The organism is Pseudomonas sp. HT11, from assembly GCF_044875395.1.
Classification (GTDB): Bacteria; Pseudomonadota; Gammaproteobacteria; order Pseudomonadales; family Pseudomonadaceae; genus Aquipseudomonas.
The window spans coordinates 5522804-5539720 of record NZ_CP173217.1 but is presented as its reverse complement, the minus strand read 5'-3'; the positions used below and the strand labels follow the sequence as shown (position 1 = coordinate 5539720).

At 61.5% G+C, this 16917-nt stretch carries 18 protein-coding genes; 13 read left to right on the top strand and 5 right to left on the bottom strand.

Annotation, left to right across the window (positions count from 1 at the left end):
• The first annotated feature begins 177 nt into the window (after positions 1-177).
• From ABWL43_RS25615 to ABWL43_RS25600, 4 genes are all read left to right on the top strand, one after another.
• On the top strand, positions 178-1149 hold the full coding sequence (locus ABWL43_RS25615) for a hypothetical protein (RefSeq protein ID WP_404485207.1): 972 nt from the start codon (positions 178-180) through the stop codon (positions 1147-1149).
• A 223-nt stretch (positions 1150-1372) separates the two neighbouring features.
• A complete protein-coding gene (gene mpl, locus ABWL43_RS25610; protein WP_145162507.1) occupies positions 1373-2722 on the top strand; it encodes a UDP-N-acetylmuramate:L-alanyl-gamma-D-glutamyl-meso-diaminopimelate ligase in 1350 nt (449 codons plus the stop codon).
• Positions 2719-3348, top strand: a complete 630-nt coding sequence (gene ubiX / locus ABWL43_RS25605) for a flavin prenyltransferase UbiX (RefSeq protein WP_003219402.1) — start codon at positions 2719-2721, stop codon at positions 3346-3348. Before mpl ends, ubiX begins: the two co-directional genes overlap by 4 nt.
• A complete protein-coding gene (locus tag ABWL43_RS25600; protein WP_145162504.1) occupies positions 3341-3625 on the top strand; it encodes a YceK/YidQ family lipoprotein in 285 nt (94 codons plus the stop codon). The genes ubiX and ABWL43_RS25600 overlap by 8 nt, the downstream gene beginning before the upstream one ends.
• Positions 3626-3772: 147 nt before the next feature.
• On the opposite strand, the gene ABWL43_RS25595 is transcribed toward ABWL43_RS25600, so the two are convergent.
• The 3 genes from ABWL43_RS25595 to ABWL43_RS25585 all read right to left on the bottom strand — a co-directional run bounded on the left by ABWL43_RS25595 (position 3773) and on the right by ABWL43_RS25585 (position 6723).
• A complete protein-coding gene (locus ABWL43_RS25595) occupies positions 3773-4414 on the bottom strand; it encodes an oxidoreductase (RefSeq protein WP_106579386.1) in 642 nt (213 codons plus the stop codon).
• 29 nt (positions 4415-4443) lie between these two features.
• A complete protein-coding gene (locus tag ABWL43_RS25590; protein WP_145162501.1) occupies positions 4444-6162 on the bottom strand; it encodes a C13 family peptidase in 1719 nt (572 codons plus the stop codon).
• A 105-nt stretch (positions 6163-6267) separates the two neighbouring features.
• Positions 6268-6723: a MaoC family dehydratase gene (locus tag ABWL43_RS25585; protein ID WP_369302439.1), complete on the bottom strand. Its 456-nt coding sequence runs from the start codon at positions 6721-6723 to the stop codon at positions 6268-6270.
• A gap of 158 nt (positions 6724-6881) precedes the next feature.
• Between ABWL43_RS25585 and ABWL43_RS25580 the strand changes: the two genes are divergently transcribed.
• From ABWL43_RS25580 to ABWL43_RS25570, 3 genes are read left to right on the top strand one after another with little or no spacing between them, the layout of a single operon-like run.
• Positions 6882-7235 carry a CidA/LrgA family protein gene (locus ABWL43_RS25580; protein ID WP_145162495.1) on the top strand — a complete coding sequence of 118 codons (354 nt, stop codon included), beginning with the start codon at positions 6882-6884 and terminating at the stop codon, positions 7233-7235.
• A complete protein-coding gene (locus tag ABWL43_RS25575) occupies positions 7232-7948 on the top strand; it encodes an LrgB family protein (protein WP_106579382.1) in 717 nt (238 codons plus the stop codon). Before ABWL43_RS25580 ends, ABWL43_RS25575 begins: the two co-directional genes overlap by 4 nt.
• A gap of 22 nt (positions 7949-7970) precedes the next feature.
• Positions 7971-8564, top strand: coding sequence for an LON peptidase substrate-binding domain-containing protein (locus ABWL43_RS25570; RefSeq protein ID WP_145162492.1), 594 nt, complete (start codon positions 7971-7973; stop codon positions 8562-8564).
• Here ABWL43_RS25570 and ABWL43_RS25565 read toward each other — a convergent pair.
• The gene (locus tag ABWL43_RS25565) at positions 8558-9874 is read right to left on the bottom strand and encodes a bifunctional DedA family/phosphatase PAP2 family protein (protein ID WP_242201779.1); all 1317 of its coding nucleotides are present in this window, start codon (positions 9872-9874) and stop codon (positions 8558-8560) included. The two genes, ABWL43_RS25570 and ABWL43_RS25565, sit on opposite strands and share 7 nt — an antisense overlap.
• A 178-nt stretch (positions 9875-10052) precedes the next feature.
• Entirely contained in the window at positions 10053-10736 is a 684-nt protein-coding gene (locus ABWL43_RS25560; RefSeq protein ID WP_404485200.1) for a DNA-3-methyladenine glycosylase, read from the bottom strand.
• Between the two features lie 174 nt (positions 10737-10910).
• Here ABWL43_RS25560 and ABWL43_RS25555 point away from each other — a divergent pair, with 174 nt between their 5' ends.
• The 6 genes from ABWL43_RS25555 to rodA all read left to right on the top strand — a co-directional run bounded on the left by ABWL43_RS25555 (position 10911) and on the right by rodA (position 16910).
• Positions 10911-12176: a glutamate-5-semialdehyde dehydrogenase gene (locus ABWL43_RS25555; RefSeq protein WP_404485197.1), complete on the top strand. Its 1266-nt coding sequence runs from the start codon at positions 10911-10913 to the stop codon at positions 12174-12176.
• Positions 12176-12820 (top strand): nicotinate-nucleotide adenylyltransferase, encoded by a 645-nt coding sequence (gene nadD, locus ABWL43_RS25550; RefSeq protein ID WP_106579377.1) that lies wholly within the window; start codon positions 12176-12178, stop codon positions 12818-12820. The genes ABWL43_RS25555 and nadD overlap by 1 nt, the downstream gene beginning before the upstream one ends.
• Positions 12821-12889: 69 nt before the next feature.
• Complete coding sequence (gene rsfS / locus ABWL43_RS25545; RefSeq protein WP_003215432.1) at positions 12890-13384, top strand: ribosome silencing factor; 495 nt, start codon at positions 12890-12892, stop codon at positions 13382-13384.
• Positions 13385-13393: 9 nt separating this feature from the next.
• Positions 13394-13861 carry a 23S rRNA (pseudouridine(1915)-N(3))-methyltransferase RlmH gene (rlmH, locus tag ABWL43_RS25540; protein WP_262208874.1) on the top strand — a complete coding sequence of 156 codons (468 nt, stop codon included), beginning with the start codon at positions 13394-13396 and terminating at the stop codon, positions 13859-13861.
• Positions 13862-13876: 15 nt separating this feature from the next.
• Complete coding sequence (gene mrdA, locus ABWL43_RS25535) at positions 13877-15775, top strand: penicillin-binding protein 2 (RefSeq protein ID WP_404485193.1); 1899 nt, start codon at positions 13877-13879, stop codon at positions 15773-15775.
• A 31-nt stretch (positions 15776-15806) separates the two neighbouring features.
• Entirely contained in the window at positions 15807-16910 is a 1104-nt protein-coding gene (gene rodA, locus ABWL43_RS25530) for a rod shape-determining protein RodA (RefSeq protein WP_057703348.1), read from the top strand.
• The last annotated feature ends 7 nt before the right edge of the window (positions 16911-16917 follow it).

Genomic DNA, 16917 nt, shown 5'->3' with positions numbered 1-16917 from the left:
TGTGTTAACTGATGGTCTCTTGGTATTTGAGAAGTTATGGCTGTGGGTAAGTGGCGTGCTAATTAATCGGTTGTATATTTATGGGCTCTGGTCGGAACGTTATTGAGTGTTTTGCCACGTATTAAATGAAGGAAATGGATGACTTTCTAATGTTAATCAACCATTAGGTAAATCATTATGATGTTTTCAAATTCAATCTCGCGGCCATTGGCATTCTCAAAGATCGGCGATCTTTTCTCCACGGGTTTTAACAGGGTGGATGTCTCGGGTGTTCCTTCCGGTTCTACGCGAGTGATTGACGCGCCGAAACTGGAAGGCGGGGCAGGCAGTAAACCCGGGGCTGGCAATCAGGGCTATGATCAGCAGTTCGTGGACGCACACGTGAATGGCTTCAGCGCGCCAGGCCATGCGAGCGGTACCCGCACGCCGGGAGAGGCACCTGATACGCCTGACACACCGGAAATGGCTGATTATCACGCCAGGCATCAAAAAGAATGGCAAGCCCAGAAAGATGCTGGATTGCGAGATAAGTTGTTCGCGCAGCCGACGCCCGGTCGAGTAGAGGGCCAGGAAGTCGAACCGTTTTCTGCACAGGGCCTGGAAGAAAACGCAGTAGAGTTGGTGCAGGCCAGCAGTGCGAAAGCGGACCGCGCGCTTCCACTTCAGCGCAAGGACATTGCAAAAGTCGCCAGCATCACGGCCGCGGTCACAGTACCGCTGTCGACGGTCGGCGTGGTCGTCAGCGGAGCCATTCTGGAGGTTGTAAAACCCCTCATCAGTTCGGCGCAGACGGCCGCCACTGAGCAAAGTGTTCAGGATGGGCGTTTGGTGGATCATAGTCAGAAGAGCGTATTCCTGTTGGCGAATACCTTGGCGGATCTTCGTTCCGAGCCGCATGTACAGCCAGGCTTGGAATGGGTAGCGAAGACAAATGAAGAGCGAATGGATTATCTCGATGAGATGCTTGATTACATTGAGCCGGCATTTGCCAACGAAGCGCAGAAGCTGAGTATTTCCTTTCAGGCCGCCTCAACCGGGGCCGCAAAAGACGACATCAAAAGCCGGGCGCTTGGCTTGGAGTCCAGGATGGCGGCCCTTACCGCATTGATGGGGGCAATGAAAGTCAAGCATAGGGCCAGCGCCGCCTAGGTGAGCGCCGACGTTCCAGGCTCCGAGCCACGGAGCCAGCAATGAAAGAAGTGCTGTTGTGTTCGATGGGTTGCGTACTGGCAACCACAGCGTATGCGGCGGCACTTCTTTTTTGGTAAACGGACCTCGGGATTGACCCCCGTCAGCGCTGCACGCCGGCAGCTAAAGAGTGCGATTTTCCCCTCCCTGCGCTAACCTGCCTCGATGTTTTACGAGGTCAACCATGCACATTCATATTCTCGGTATTTGCGGCACCTTCATGGGCTCGATGGCGGTTCTGGCCAAAGAACTGGGCCACCACGTCACCGGCTCCGACGCCAACGTTTACCCGCCCATGAGCACGCAACTGCAGGCCCAGGGTATCGAGTTGACCCAAGGCTACGATCCGTCGCAATTCGACCCGGTGCCAGACCTGGTAGTGATCGGCAACGCCATGGTGCGTGGCAACCCGGCGGTCGAGTACGTACTCAATAAAGGTTTGCCTTATGTCTCCGGCCCGCAGTGGCTGGCGGACCACGTGCTGCAAGGTCGCTGGGTACTCGCGGTGGCCGGCACTCACGGCAAGACCACCACCAGCAGCATGCTCGCCTGGGTGTTGGAACACGCGGGCATGAGCCCAGGCTTTTTGATTGGCGGTGTGCCGCAGAACTTCGCGGTGTCGGCGCGCCTGGGTGACACGCCGTTCTTTGTGATCGAGGCGGATGAATACGACAGCGCGTTCTTCGACAAACGCTCCAAGTTCGTCCATTACCGCCCGCGCACGGCGATCCTGAATAACCTTGAGTTCGATCACGCCGACATCTTCCCCGATCTGCCGGCCATCGAGCGCCAGTTTCACCACTTGGTGCGCACCATTCCGAGCGAAGGCCTGGTCATCCATCCGACCACCGAGCCGGCGTTGCAGCGCGTGATCGACATGGGCTGCTGGACCCCGGTGCAAACCACCGGCGCGGGCGGGCAGTGGCAGGTCAAGCTGCTCAGCGAAGACGGTTCCAGATTTGAAGTGCTGTTTGAAGGGCAAGCCCAAGGCATCGTCGAGTGGGGCATGACTGGCCAGCACAACGTCGCCAACGCCTTGGTCACCCTGGCGGCCGCGCGACACGTGGGCGTGGTGCCCGCCATGGGCATCGCCGCGTTGAGTGCCTTCAAAAGCGTGAAACGCCGCATGGAGAAAGTCGCCGACGTCAACGGCATTACCATCTACGACGACTTTGCCCACCACCCGACGGCCATTGCCACCACGCTGGATGGCCTGCGCAAGCAGGTCGGCGATGCGCCGATCATTGCCATTGTCGAGCCGCGCTCCAATTCCATGAAGCTGGGCGCGCACCGCGATGGCCTGCCGGAAAGCGTCAACGACGCCGACCAAGTGGTCTGGTATGCGCCGCCCAACCTTGGCTGGGACCTGCCGGGCATTGCAGCGCTGTGCACTGTGCCTTCCACCGTCTGCGATTCCATCGAGGGCATCATTGAACACGTCAAGCATCAAGCCACGCCGGGCACCCACATCGTGGTGATGAGTAACGGTGGCTTCGGCGGCCTGCATGGCAAGCTGGCCGAGGCGCTGAAATGAGCGGCCCGGAACGCGTCACGCTGGCGATGACCGGTGCCTCCGGCGCGCCCTATGGCCTGCGCCTGCTCGATTGCCTGGTGCGCGAAGACCGCGAGGTGCATTTTTTGATCTCCAAGGCTGCGCAGTTGGTGTTGGCCACCGAAACTGATGTCGCGCTGCCGCCCAAAGTGCAGATGATGCAAGCCTTCCTCACCGAATACACGGGGGCGGCGGCAGGGCAGATCAAGGTTTACGGCAAAGAGGATTGGATGTCGCCCGTGGCCTCAGGCTCCGGAGCGCCGGCGGCGATGGTGGTGGTGCCGTGCTCGACCGGCACCTTGTCGGCGATTGCGACGGGCGCCTGCAACAACTTGATCGAGCGCGCGGCGGACGTGACCTTGAAGGAGCGCCGCCAGCTGATTCTGGTGCCGCGCGAGGCGCCGTATTCGAGTATCCATCTGGAGCACATGCTCAAGTTGTCGAACATGGGCGTGACCATCTTGCCGGCGTCGCCCGGCTTCTATCACCAGCCACAGACCATTGATGACCTGGTGGATTTCGTGGTCGCGCGGATTCTCAACCTGCTGAATATTCCCCAGGACATGCTGCCGCGTTGGGGCGAGCACCATTTGAGCAGCGATGAATAAGGCGCTGCTGGTGATGCTGGCGCTGCAACTGACGGGCTGCGCCACCGCGCGCACGCTCGACGCCGCGCAGCCTGGCGCGCCGGTGGTGTACGCCGGCACACGGCTGGATTTGTATGCGATTAACGGCGGCTGTTGCGCCAAGGACCGGTTTGGCGCTGAAGCGCCGAGCTACCCGCACATCGACCTGCCGGCCAGTGCGTTGCTCGACACGCTGCTGTTGCCGTTGTCGGCATTGACGGTATTGGGCGTGGGCTTCAATGCAACCGGTGGTCTGTAGCTCTGACCTCGCAGGCAACACAAAACCAATGTGGGAGCGGGCTTGCTCGCGAAGGCGGCGTGTCAGTCGATGCCTAAGTTGACTGGTCCACCGCCTTCGCGAGCAAGTCCGCTCCCACCGTTTGTTGCGTGCCAGAGCTCAACGACGTTACTTGCCGAGTTTGCGTAGCTCATCCGACTCGACAACCCGCACCCCGTCCTGCTCTTCCAGCGCCAGGCGCCACATGGCCCGGGCCAGCTCGCAGACTTCAATGCCGTGGTACTTGCCTGGAATCAACCGCGACAACGGCCCGGCGAGCTGTTCAGCCAAGCGTGGTTCCAGGCGCTCTCCCAGCAGCAGCGAAGGGCGCGCGATGGTCAGTTGCGGCCAGTCCTGAGCCTTCAACGCCTGTTCCATTTCGCCTTTGACGCGGTTGTAGAAGATCGAGGATTTCGGGTCGGCGCCAATTGCACTGATCACGATCAGGTGCCGCGCGCCCATTTCCCGAGCGCGCTTGGCGAAGGCCACCACCATGTCCAGATCGACGGCGCGAAAGGCCGCTTCGGAGCCAGCCTGTTTGATTGTGGTGCCCAGGCAGCAGAAGGCGATATCGACCTGGCCGCTCAGTTGCGGCAGCAACGCCACTGGGTCACCCACCGGGTTTTCCAGGTGCGGGTGTTCAGCCAGCGGCTTGCGGCTAGGCGCCAGTACGCGGGTCACGGTAGGTTCGTTGAGCAGGCGGTCGAGCAGGTGTTCGCCGGTGAGGCCCGAGGCCCCGGCGAGCAAGATATGTTGTGGTGTCAGGTACATGGTGTTTCCCCCTTGTAACACGTTACAGCTTAGTTGCCTTTGGCTTCCTTGCTATTCATTGAGACGCTTTCGAGCGCCTTTCGTGCCTGCTGTTTACGTAATAACTGCCAATGGGCGATCACGCCTTTGGGCGCCCAGATCTGCGGTTCGGACGCTTCGAAGTTGTCCGCCTGTTCGCGCTCGGCCACGTGCATTTGTGCCAGTTTGAAAGCCTGCTGTAAGTCATCTGTCTGGTTTAAAGCTTGTGCGAAAAGGGCATCGCCAAAGTAGGTGAAGTCCGCTTCCTCGGAGCAGCCAAAGGACACGCGATCGGCACGCGAGGCGGTCATGATCAGCGTGCGCTCATCTTTAAGCGCCGGGATAAACCCACCGGAGTAGCAGGCGGAAATCACGATGACCTTGTCGCGGTTTTTCAGGGGGGCGAGCACGGCCGCCAGTTCATCGGCCGGCAGGTCGGCCAGTTCCATGCGCGGTTGGTCGAGCACCAGTTCGTGTTCGTGGGTGCCATGGCTGGTCATGTAGATAAACACCAGGTCTTCCGGCCCCGTGCGCTCGGCAAGGGTTTGCACGGCGCGGCGCAGGCTTTCGCGCGTGGCCAGAGGGCGGTCGGCAATATGGTCGCGGTGGTTGACCAGGCGAATCTGCCCGCGCGCGCCGAAACGGGTAGCGAGCATGTTGCTCACGTAATCGGCTTCGCGCAGGAACACGCTTTGCTTGCCGTCGCCGGCCAGCACCAGGGTGTACAGCTCGACGGCGGGGGTGGAGGCGGGTACGGCGGCAAGGGCGGCATCGAGCAAGCGGCCTTGGGCCAGTATGCCGATTTCCAGCGGGTCGGGCAGCAGCTTGCCGTCGGCGTCGCGCACGCGCATGCCGTTGACCCAGGTGCCGGCCTCTACCGTGCCATCAGTGAGCACGAGGGTGCCCTTGCCTTGATAGCTGTCGCTGTCGAACCCCCCGATATAGAAGCTGCCGTCGGTGAGGTTCAAGCGACCTTCGCCAGTGAAGCGCCAGTCGCTGAACTGGCCGACATAGTGGCTGCCGTCCACGCCGATCAGCTCGCCTTTGCCGCTGAGGGCGCCTTCCTTGAACTGGCCGATCCACACGTCGCCGTCGGCGTTTTCATAGCGGCCTTTGCCGTTGAGCTGGTTCTGTTTGAACTGGCCGACATAGATGTCGCCGTCGGCGCTGTTGAACGTGCCATTGCCTTCGAGTTGGCCATCGACAAAGTGACCGCTGAACTGGTTGCCACTGTCGTCGTTACGCTGGCCTTCGCCATTCGGTTTGCCGTGGGCGAACTGGCCCTGGTATTGGCTGCCGTCGGCCAGCTCGAGGCGGCCAAGGCCGGAATATTGATCGTCCTTGAATTCGCCGCGATAGGTCATTTGCCCCTCTTTGAGGGTGCCCTCGCCGTTGCGCCGGCCATTTTTGAAACCACCGACGTAACTGCTGCCCGCCGTGGTCAGGCTGCCCTGGCCATCGAAAAGGCCTTGCTTGAACTGACCTTTATAAACCTCGCCGTTACTGCCATGCCATTCACCCTGGCCGTGCCATTGGCCTTTGTCGAACTGGCCGGCGTACCAACTGCCGTTGGGGTAGTCGACCCGGCCTTGACCTTGCAGCAAACCATTGACCACATCGCCCCGGTAACGGCCGCCGTCGGGCAGGCGCGCATCGGGCGGCAACAGCGATTCGCCGTCTCCGCAAGCGGTGAGCAACAGGGCAAGGGCAAGGGGAGCGAGTGGGCGCATAGCGGGATCCGGATAATTGAGCGCCGAGTATGCCGCAGCTGCGAGTTTCATACATAAATTTACATACGCTGTGGTGAGGTTTATATCCCCACCACAGGCGCGGGCTTACACGAAGTAGAGCGACAACGACTCGGCGACGTAAGCCGGTTTTTCCTGCCCTTCGATTTCCAGGGTGGCGGTGGCTTTGAGTAGCCATTGGCCAGGCTTTTTCTCGGTGACGTCATTGAGCGTCACGTTCAGGCGCACCTTGGAGTTGACCTTGACCGGTTGGATGAAGCGCACGCTGTCCAGGCCATAGTTGACCGCCATCTTCAGGCCCTCAGGCACGATCAGAAGGTCTTCCATCAGCTTGGGTATCAGCGACAGCGACAGGAAACCGTGGGCGATGGTGCCGCCGAACGGGGTCTGCGCGGCCTTGACCGGGTCGACGTGGATGAACTGATGATCGCCGGTGGCCTCCGCAAACAGGTTGATACGCGCCTGGTCGATGGTGAGCCATTCGGAACGTCCCAGTTCCTTGCCGACATAATCTTTGAGCTGCGCTACGGGTACATAGGGCATTGCGACTCTCCTTGGTTCATCGTTTTTATAGGTGGGCCAAATCCAGGGTAGATCATCATGGGCAACCCACCCGGTCAACCCACCATGCTTTTGGCGAATGCCGAAGCATAGAGCCGGCGTGCTTATAATGCGGGCGGATTTTGAGGGGGAGATAAGCGATGCTGTTAAGGGGCCTGACATGGCTGGTGCTGTTTCAATTGATCGGCACCGCGATCAACCATCTGCTGGTGCCGGTGCTGCCTGGGCCGATCATCGGCTTGCTGCTGATGCTGGGCTTTCTGATCTGGCGCGGTGAAGTCGGCGAGCCCTTGAGCCTGGCCGCCAGCAGCCTGTTGCGTTATTTGCCATTGCTGCTGGTGCCGCCGGCCGTGGGCGTGATGGTGTACGCCAGGGACATCGCCGCCGACTTCTGGGCTATCGTCGGCGCACTGGTGTTGTCGCTGGTGATCGCCATGGGCTTCGTCGGTGTGCTGATGCAGCAGATGGTCAAGCGCAAGGAGAAGGATCAATGACCTTCGATTGGCAAGGCGCATGGACGGCGGTCATTCATCACCCTCTGTTCGGCATCGGTATCACCCTTGGTGCCTATCAACTGGTGTTGGCGGCTTTCGAGAAAACCCGCTGGATCTTCCTGCAGCCGGTGCTGGTGTCCATGCTGCTGGTGATCGGCGTATTGCTCAGTTGTGGCCTGACTTACGTCGAGTACCGCAAAAGCACCGAGATCATGGGCATCCTGCTCGGCCCGGCGACCGTGGCCCTGGCGGTGCCGCTGTTTCTGAACCTGCGGCGGATCCGCCAATTGTTCTGGCCGATTTTTACTACGCTGGTGGTAGGGGGCGTGTTGGCCACTGGCCTGTGTGTGCTGCTGGGCTGGTGGTTTGGCGCTGAGCATAGGATGCTGATGACCATGGCGCCCAAGTCGGTGACCTCGCCGATTGCCATGCTGGTGGCCGAGCAGATCGGTGGCGTGGCGGCCCTGGCGGCGGTGTTTGTGTTGATCACCGGAGTGGTCGGCGCGATGATCGGCCCGGCGTACCTGTCGCGCCTGGGCGTGCACAGCCCCGAAGCGCGCGGCATGGCCCTGGGCATGACCGCCCATGCGGTCGGCACCTCGGTCGCGCTGCAGGAAAGCGAAGAGTGCGGCGCCTTCGCGGCGTTGGCCATGAGTCTGATGGGCGTGGCCACGGCGGTGTTCCTGCCGCTGGCCGTGTCCGTGATCGTTTAAACCGGGTTTGAAGGAAACCTCTATGAGTCTGGCGCTGTTCCCGCTCAATACCGTGCTGTTCCCTGGCTGCACCCTCGACTTGCAACTGTTCGAGGCGCGCTACCTGGACATGATCAGCCGCTGCATGAAAAAGGGCGAAAGCTTCGGCGTGGTGTGCATCTTAAGCGGCAGGGAAGTGGGCATGGCCCCGGACGGCTACGCGCTGATCGGCTGTGAAGCGCTGATTCGCGACTTCAAGCAACAGGACAACGGCCTGCTGGGGATTCGCGTCGAAGGCGGGCGCAGGTTCCGCGTGCGTGATACCGGCGTGCAGAAGGACCAGCTACTGGTCGCCGAGGTGCAGTGGCTCGAAGAGCTGCCGGATCAACCGCTGGAAGAAGAAGACGCCGACCTGCTGGCATTGCTCCAGGCGCTGGCTGAGCATCCGATGGTTGCCTCGCTGGACATGGGCACCCACGCCGATGGCCAGCAAGCCTTGGGTAACCAGCTGGCCTATCTGCTGCCGTTCACCGAGGCCGACAAGATCGACCTGCTGCAACTCGACGACCCGCAGCAACGCCTGGATGCCATCCAGATGTTGCTCGACGAGTTGCAGGGCGAGCTCTTCACTCAGTAGGCGTAGCGCAGCAGGGCGTGCGGGGTGCCGGTCAGGGCGATAAAACTCATGAGCGCCACCAGCACCGGCAGCAGCAGCCACCAGGTCTTGCGCGGCATGGCCGGCAGCGGGCTTTGATACTGGGTGACGGTCAGGCTGAACGCACACACCGTCATCGCCAGCAACGTGCCGGCCAGGATGTCCGTGGGCCAATGCGCGCCGAGATAGACGCGCGACAGCGCAATGAAGGCCGCCGGAATACAGCCCAGCAGCATCCAGGTCAGGCGCAATCTTGTGGGTTGGCCGCGACCGGCCAGTACCGCCAGCGCCAGGAAAAACGCAAATGCGCCGGAGGCGTGGCCGCTGGGCATGCTGAAACTGGTCAGCGGGTCGGTGAGAATTTCCGGCCGGCCACGGGCGAAAAACAGCTTGGTGCCGGTGTTGATCACCGCCGCGCCGGCCAGCGTCGCGCCGACGAACACCGCATGACGCCACTGCCGCGCCAGCAGCAACAAACCGGTGAAGATGGCGCTGGCGACAAACATCTTCCTGAACTCACCCAGCTGGGTAATCCGCACCATCACCTCGTCCAGCCATGGGCTACGGTGTTCCTGCACCAGTGCGCTCAACCCTTGATCAAAGTCATTGAGGTGCGGGTAGCCAATGAACAGGGCGATCAACAGCGTCAGGCTGGCGCAACCCATCCACAAGGTGGCGCGACGATGGCCGCGCAGGCTGCTGTTCAAGCTCAGGCCCAGCAGCACCGCCAGGCAGGCCGCGACGATACCTGCCTGCGGCCAGAAAGCGGCTGGCAGTGGCAGGCGAAAGGCCGCGCCGGTGGCCCAGCCCGGCAGCAGATAGGCCACCGACCAGCCGGCCGCCGCCAACACGCTCACGGCGGCAAAGCGCGGGAAGGGCATGTCGCACATCCCGGCCACCATAGGCAGCATCGGGCGCAACGGGCCGATGAAACGTCCTACCAACAGGCTGGCGATGCCGTACTTGTGGAAGTAGGTTTCTGCGCCGTTCATCCATTCAGGATGGTGGCGCAGGCCGGGCAAGCGTCGGATGTTCTGATGGAAATGTCGGCCCAGGTAGTAGGAAACCCCGTCGCCCAGCAAGCCGCCGAGGAAACCCAGCAACAGGGTTTCACTCAAGGACAGCGCGCCACTGCCGGCGAGCGCCGCAATGGCAAACAGCAGCACAGTGCCCGGCACGATCAGCCCGGCGATGGCCAGGCATTCCACGCACGCGACGATAAACACCGCGACGGCCAGCCATTGCGGGTTCAGGGTCAGCCAGCCGGTAATGCTATCGAGCCATTGGCCCATACAATCAACTCCATATCTGTATTGCGAAACCTGAGACAGTGAAGATCAACTGTGGGAGCGGGCTTGCCTGCGATGGCGGCCTCAAGACGACCATAGAGTCGCCTGGGCCACCGCTATCGCAGGCAAGCCAGCTCCCACATTGGAATTGCTGTGCTGCGGGTTTCTACGTTCAATCAATTCAAACCAAAAAGTAATCGCGGCCTTCGACCTGGCCCCGGCGCAGCGGGTTCCGGGTGCAATAAGGCGCATAGCCGGCATCGACGAAGCGGTACATCAAATGTTCATCGCGCCCGCTGGGGATGCCCAGGCGCGTGGTCTGGATGATCTGCGACGGCGCCTGGCCGACGTCTTCAACGTAGAGCAGTTCCTGGTCAAAACGCTTGGCATCCCACATCGGCACTTTCAATCCCAAGGCTTTGCACAGCAGCGTCTGGCCCGCACAGAGTTTCTGCGCGGGGCGAGGGTGGCCGTTGGCGTCGGGGTTGTTGAGCAGCATCTGCGCCAGACTCGCCGGGCCGGAGATCTCATCGACCCACGGATACGCCGATTTGATCAGCACGGCATTGCCTGGGCCCTGGGCGCTGAAGTTCAGCGAATCGCCGCCACGGGCGTAGTACATGTAGATGTGCCCGCCATCCAGAAACAAAGCCTTACGCTTTTCTGTGTAGCCGAGCGACGCGTGACTGCCTTTTTCGGCCACGTAATAGGCTTCGGTTTCAATAATTCGCGCTGAAAGCCAGATATCGCCCACGCGGTGGCGTATGACTTTTCCGAGTAATTCGCGCGCGAGTAGTTGCGCGTCGCGGTCGAAGAAGCTGTCGGGCAGGGCGCTGGCGGGGAGCAGAGGGGCAAAACTGGACATGGCGATCAGGGTTAATGCGGCTAAATGTGACGGAATAATAACAACTCCCACCTTAATTACCGCTGAACCCCAAGTTTTTACAGTTCATTTCGACCATCCGCCCCTCACCGCTGTCAGTCGGGCGGCGTCACAGCTATAATCTGCCGCTTTCCTCTTTGCCAAGACTCCCTGACCATGACTGAGTCCGTTCTTGACTACATGACCCGCCTGGGTCGCGCTGCCCGGCAGGCCTCGCGGTTGATCGCCCGTGCGAGCACTGCGCAGAAGAACCGTGCCCTGTTGGCCGCCGCCGATGCTCTGGATGCTTCGCGCTCCGAGCTGGCCGCCGCCAATGAACTGGATCTGGCCAATGGCCGCGCCAATGGCCTGGAGCCAGCCCTGCTCGACCGCCTGGCGCTGACCCCGGCGCGTATCGACGACATGATCGAAGGCCTGCGTCAGGTGGCCAAGCTGCCTGACCCCATCGGTGAAATCCGCGACATGCGTTACCTGCCGTCCGGTATCCAGGTCGGCAAAATGCGCGTGCCCCTGGGCGTGATCGGCATCATCTATGAGTCGCGCCCGAACGTGACCATCGACGCCGCGAGCCTGTGCCTCAAGTCGGGCAACGCTACGATCCTGCGTGGCGGTTCCGAGGCGATTAATTCCAACCGCGCCATCGCCACCTGCATTCAGCAGGGCCTGGCCGTGGCCGAGTTGCCGGCTGAAGTGGTGCAAGTGGTGGAAACCACCGACCGCGCCGCCGTTGGCGCGCTGATCACCATGCCGGAATTTGTCGACGTGATCGTGCCGCGCGGTGGCAAGAGCCTGATCGAGCGCGTGAGCCGCGATGCGAAAGTGCCAGTCATCAAGCACCTGGACGGCGTGTGCCACGTGTACATCGACATCGCCGCCGACATCGACAAGGCGATCCGCATCGCCGACAACGCCAAGACCCACCGCTATGCCCCGTGCAACACCATGGAAACCCTGCTGGTGCACGTCGGCATTGCCGATCGCGTGCTGCCGCCGCTGGCTGCCATCTACCGTGACAAGGGCGTGGAACTGCGCGGTTGTGAGCGTACCCGTGCGCTGTTGGGCGCGGACGTGATCGAGGCGACAGAGCAGGACTGGTACACCGAATACACGGCGCCGATCCTGTCGATCCGCATCGTCGACGACCTGGACCAGGCCATCGAGCACATCAATAAATACGGCTCCAAGCACACCGATGCCATTGTTTCCGAGCATTTCAGCGATGCCCGGCGTTTCCTCAACGAAGTGGATTCCGCTTCGGTGATGGTCAACGCCTCGACGCGTTTTGCCGACGGCTTCGAATATGGCCTGGGGGCGGAAATCGGCATCTCCACCGACAAACTCCACGCACGCGGCCCGGTTGGCCTTGAAGGCCTGACCAGCGAGAAGTACGTGGTGTTCGGCGACGGTCACGTGCGCACTTGATGGCTAAACGCATCGGGCTGCTCGGCGGTACCTTCGACCCCGTGCACATCGGCCATTTGCGCAGTGCCCTGGAAGTGGCGGACGCCCTCGCGCTGGATGAGCTGCGGGTGATGCCCAACGCGCGGCCGCCGCATCGCGATACGCCACAGGTATCACCGCAACAACGCCTGGAGATGGTGCGCCTGGCGGTAGACGGCATTGCGCCGCTGGTGGTGGACGACCACGAGCTCAAGCGCGATAAACCGTCCTACACTGTCGATACCCTGGAACTGATGCGTGCCGAGTTGGCCGCAGACGACCAGTTGTTTCTGCTTTTGGGCTGGGACGCATTTTGCGGCCTGCCCTCTTGGCATCGCTGGGAGGAACTCCTCCAGCATTGCCACATCCTGGTTTTGCAACGCCCGGATGCCGACAGCGAACCGCCGGATGCCTTGCGCAACCTGCTGGCCGCGCGGTCGGTAAGTGACCCCTTGGCCCTGACCGGGCCAAACGGGAATATTGCATTCGTCTGGCAGACCCCGCTTGCGGTGTCCGCCACCCAGATCCGTCAACTGCTGGCCAGCGGGAAGTCGGTACGTTTCCTGGTGCCTGACGCGGTCCTGGCCTACATCGATGCGCACGGGCTTTACCGTGCGTCGAACTGAAAAGGCGCGTTTGATCGCACGCACAGTCGTGCAGCAAGCGCCCGAACATACGAGCAAAACGAGTTTTATATGACGAACAAAGACGTAAGCAAAGTTAAGCGCAAAGGCACTTTCAAAAGCGCCCCGCTGCCAGTTGAAGCGCACACCGGCCCTGAGCTGGCTGGCGAAGAGCTGGTAAAAGTGGCCGTTGCCGCTCTGGAAGACGTGAAGGCACAGGACATCCAGGTTCTGGACGTGCGCGACAAGCAGAGCATCACCGATTTCATGATCATCGCCACCGGTACCTCCAACCGCCAGATCGGCGCGATGCTCGACAAGGTTCGCGAAGCCGTCAAAGCCCAAGGCGTGAAGCCGCTGGGTGAAGAAGGCAAGGGCGACAGCGACTGGGTGCTGCTGGATATGGACGACGTGATCGTTCACATGATGACGTCTAACGCCCGTCAGTTCTACGACCTGGAGCGTCTGTGGAAAGGCGCCGAGCAGAGCCGTGCCGCTGATGGCAAGCACCACAGCCCGGAAGTGGGCCACGCGCACTTCGACAAGCTCAACAAAGACCAGGAATAAGGAACGGCTGTGCGCCTGCGTCTGATCGCTGTCGGTTCACGCATGCCCAAGTGGGTGGAAGAAGGTTGGCACGAATATGCCAAGCGTCTGCCCGCTGAGCTGTCGCTGGAACTGGTGGAAATACCGCTCAACACCCGGGGCAAGAATGCCGACGTGGCGCGCTTTATCCGTCAGGAAGGCGAAGCCATGCTGGCCAAGGTCGGCCCCAACGAGCGCATCGTCACCCTCGAGGTGCACGGCAAACCCTGGAGCACCGAGCAATTGGCGGTGGAGCTGGATCGCTGGCGCCTGGATTCGCGCACGGTCAACTTCATGGTCGGCGGCCCCGAAGGGCTGGCGCCGGAAGTCTGTGCGCGGGCGGAGCAGCGCTGGTCGCTGTCAGCGCTGACGCTGCCGCACCCGTTGGTAAGGATTCTGATCGGTGAACAGCTGTATCGCGCCTGGACAGTTCTGTCCGGGCACCCTTACCACAAATAATCTGCGCCCCTGCCGATGACCCAGCCGATCCGCATCAAGGACCACGAGAAAGACGCACGTCTGGTACGCGCGCGGGTCGTGTTCGGCGCCTTTCTGGTGGTGGGGCTGATCGGTGTGCTGATTGCGCGCCTGTATTTCCTGCAGGTGACCCAGTACGACTATCACTCCACGCTGTCGGAAAATAACCGGGTGCATGTGCAGCCGATTCCGCCGACCCGTGGGCTGATTTTCGACCGCAATGGCGTGGTGGTGGCCGATAACCGGCCCAGCTTCAGCCTGAGCATGACCCGCGAGCGTTCCGGTGACTGGCAGCAAATCCTCGACGTGATCGTCGAGGTGCTGCAGCTGACGCCGGAGGACCGGGTGATCTTCGAAAAACGCATGAAGCAGGGGCGCCGGCCATTCGAGCCGGTGCCGATCCTGTTCGAGCTGACCGAAGAGCAGATCGCGCGAATCGCCGTGAACCAGTTCCGCCTGCCCGGTGTGGAAGTGGTGGCGCAGTTGGTGCGGCATTACCCGCAAGGGCCGCACTTTGCCCACTCCGTCGGTTACATGGGGCGCATCAACGAGAAAGAGCTGAAAAGCCTCGATCCGGTGAATTACAGCGGCACCCACCATATTGGTAAAACCGGCATCGAGCGTTTCTACGAGCCGGAACTGCATGGCCAGGTGGGTTACGAGGAAGTCGAGACCAACGCCCGCGGCCGCGTGCTGCGCGTGCTCAAGCGCACCGACCCGGTGCCGGGCAAAGACATCGTGTTGAGCCTGGACATCAAGTTGCAGGAAGCGGCCGAAATGGCCCTCGGCGGCCGTCGTGGTGCCGTGGTGGCACTGGACCCGAGAACCGGCGAAGTGCTGGCGATGGTCAGTCAGCCAAGCTTCGACCCCAACCTGTTCGTCACCGGCATCAGCTTCAAGGCCTACGCCGAGCTGCGTGATTCCATCGACCGACCGCTGTTCAACCGCGTGCTGCGCGGGCTGTATCCGCCGGGCTCGACCATCAAGCCGGCGGTGGCGATTGCCGGCCTGGATTCGGGCGTGGTCACCGCGTCAAGCCGTGTGTTCGACCCGGGCTACTACATGCTGCCCAACTACGATCACAAATACCGTAACTGGAACCGCACCGGTGACGGCTATGTCGACCTGGACACCGCGATCATGCGCTCCAACGACACCTATTTTTACGACCTGGCCCACAAGCTGGGCATCGACCGGCTGTCTGCCTACATGGGCAAGTTTGGCCTGGGTCAGAAAGTCTCCCTGGACATGTTCGAAGAATCCCCCGGCCTGATGCCGTCGCGGGAGTGGAAGCGCGCAACCCGTCGCCAGGCCTGGTTCCCGGGCGAAACCCTGATTCTTGGTATCGGCCAGGGTTACATGCAGGCAACGCCCTTGCAGCTGGCGCAGGCCACGGCGCTGGTTGCCAACAAAGGCATCTGGAACCGTCCGCACCTGGCCAAGACCATCGAAGGCGAGAAGCCTGTGGATGAAAACCCGATTCCCGACATCGTGCTGCGTGACCCGTCCGACTGGACCAAGGTCAACCACGGCATGCAGCAAGTGATGCACGGCGCCCGGGGCACCGCGCGCAAAGCGGCGGCCGGCGCGCAATACCGCATCGCCGGCAAGAGTGGTACCGCGCAGGTGGTCGCGATCAAGCAGGGCGAGAAATACGACCGCTCCAAGGTTCAGGAACGCCACCGCGACCACGCCTTGTTCGTCGGTTTTGCCCCGGCAGACGACCCGAAAATCGTCGTGGCGGTGATGGTCGAAAACGGCGAGTCCGGCTCCGGCGTGGCTGCGCCCGTGGTGCGCCAGATCATGGACGCCTGGCTGTTGGCCGACGACGGCCGGCTCAAGCCCGAATATGGCGGCCCCCCTTCAAGCACCGAGGTTACGGCCCGTGAAGAGTAATTTTGACCGCATCCTCTCCAGCGAGGATGTGATGCGTCGCCGCGCGACGTTATTGCAGCGCATGCACATTGATGGCCCGTTGCTGATCCTGCTGCTGACCTTGGCGGCCGGCAGCCTGTTCGTGCTGTATTCGGCCAGCGGCAAGAACTGGGACCTGCTGATCAAGCAGGCGTCGTCGTTCGGCCTGGGCCTGTTGTCGATGGTGGTGATCGCCCAGCTCGAACCGCGTTTCATGGCGCGCTGGGTGCCGCTTGGTTATGTCGCTGGCGTATTGCTGCTGGTGGTGGTGGACGTGATGGGCCACAACGCCATGGGCGCGACGCGCTGGATCAACATTCCAGGGGTGATTCGCTTCCAGCCGTCGGAATTCATGAAGATTTTGATGCCGGCAACCATCGCCTGGTATTTGTCCAAGCGCACCTTGCCGCCGCAGCTCAAGCACGTGGGCATCAGCCTGATCTTGATTGGCGTGCCGTTCATCCTGATCGTGCGCCAGCCCGACCTCGGCACTTCGCTGCTGATCCTCGCGGGTGGCGCGTTCGTGCTGTTTATGGGCGGCTTGCGCTGGCGCTGGATCCTCAGCGTGCTCGCGGCCGCCATCCCCGTGGCCGTGGCCATGTGGTTCTTCTTTATGCACGACTACCAGAAGCAGCGGATCCTGACGTTCCTCGACCCGGAGAGTGACCCGCTGGGCACTGGCTGGAACATCATCCAGTCCAAGGCCGCCATCGGTTCCGGCGGAGTATTTGGTAAGGGCTGGTTACTGGGCACTCAGTCGCATCTGGACTTTTTGCCCGAAAGCCACACCGACTTCATCATTGCCGTGATGGGCGAAGAGTTCGGCCTGGTAGGCATTTGCGCGCTGTTGCTGATTTATTTGCTGTTGATTGGTCGCGGGCTGGTGATCACCGCGCAGGCGCAGACGCTGTTCGGCAAACTGCTCGCCGGCAGCCTGACCATGACTTTTTTTGTTTACGTTTTCGTCAACATCGGTATGGTCAGTGGCCTGCTGCCGGTGGTTGGGGTGCCGTTGCCGTTCATTAGCTACGGCGGAACTTCGCTGGTGACATTGCTGTCAGCGTTTGGGGTTTTGATGTCGATTCACACGCATCGCAAGTGGATCGCACAGGTTTGAATAAGGT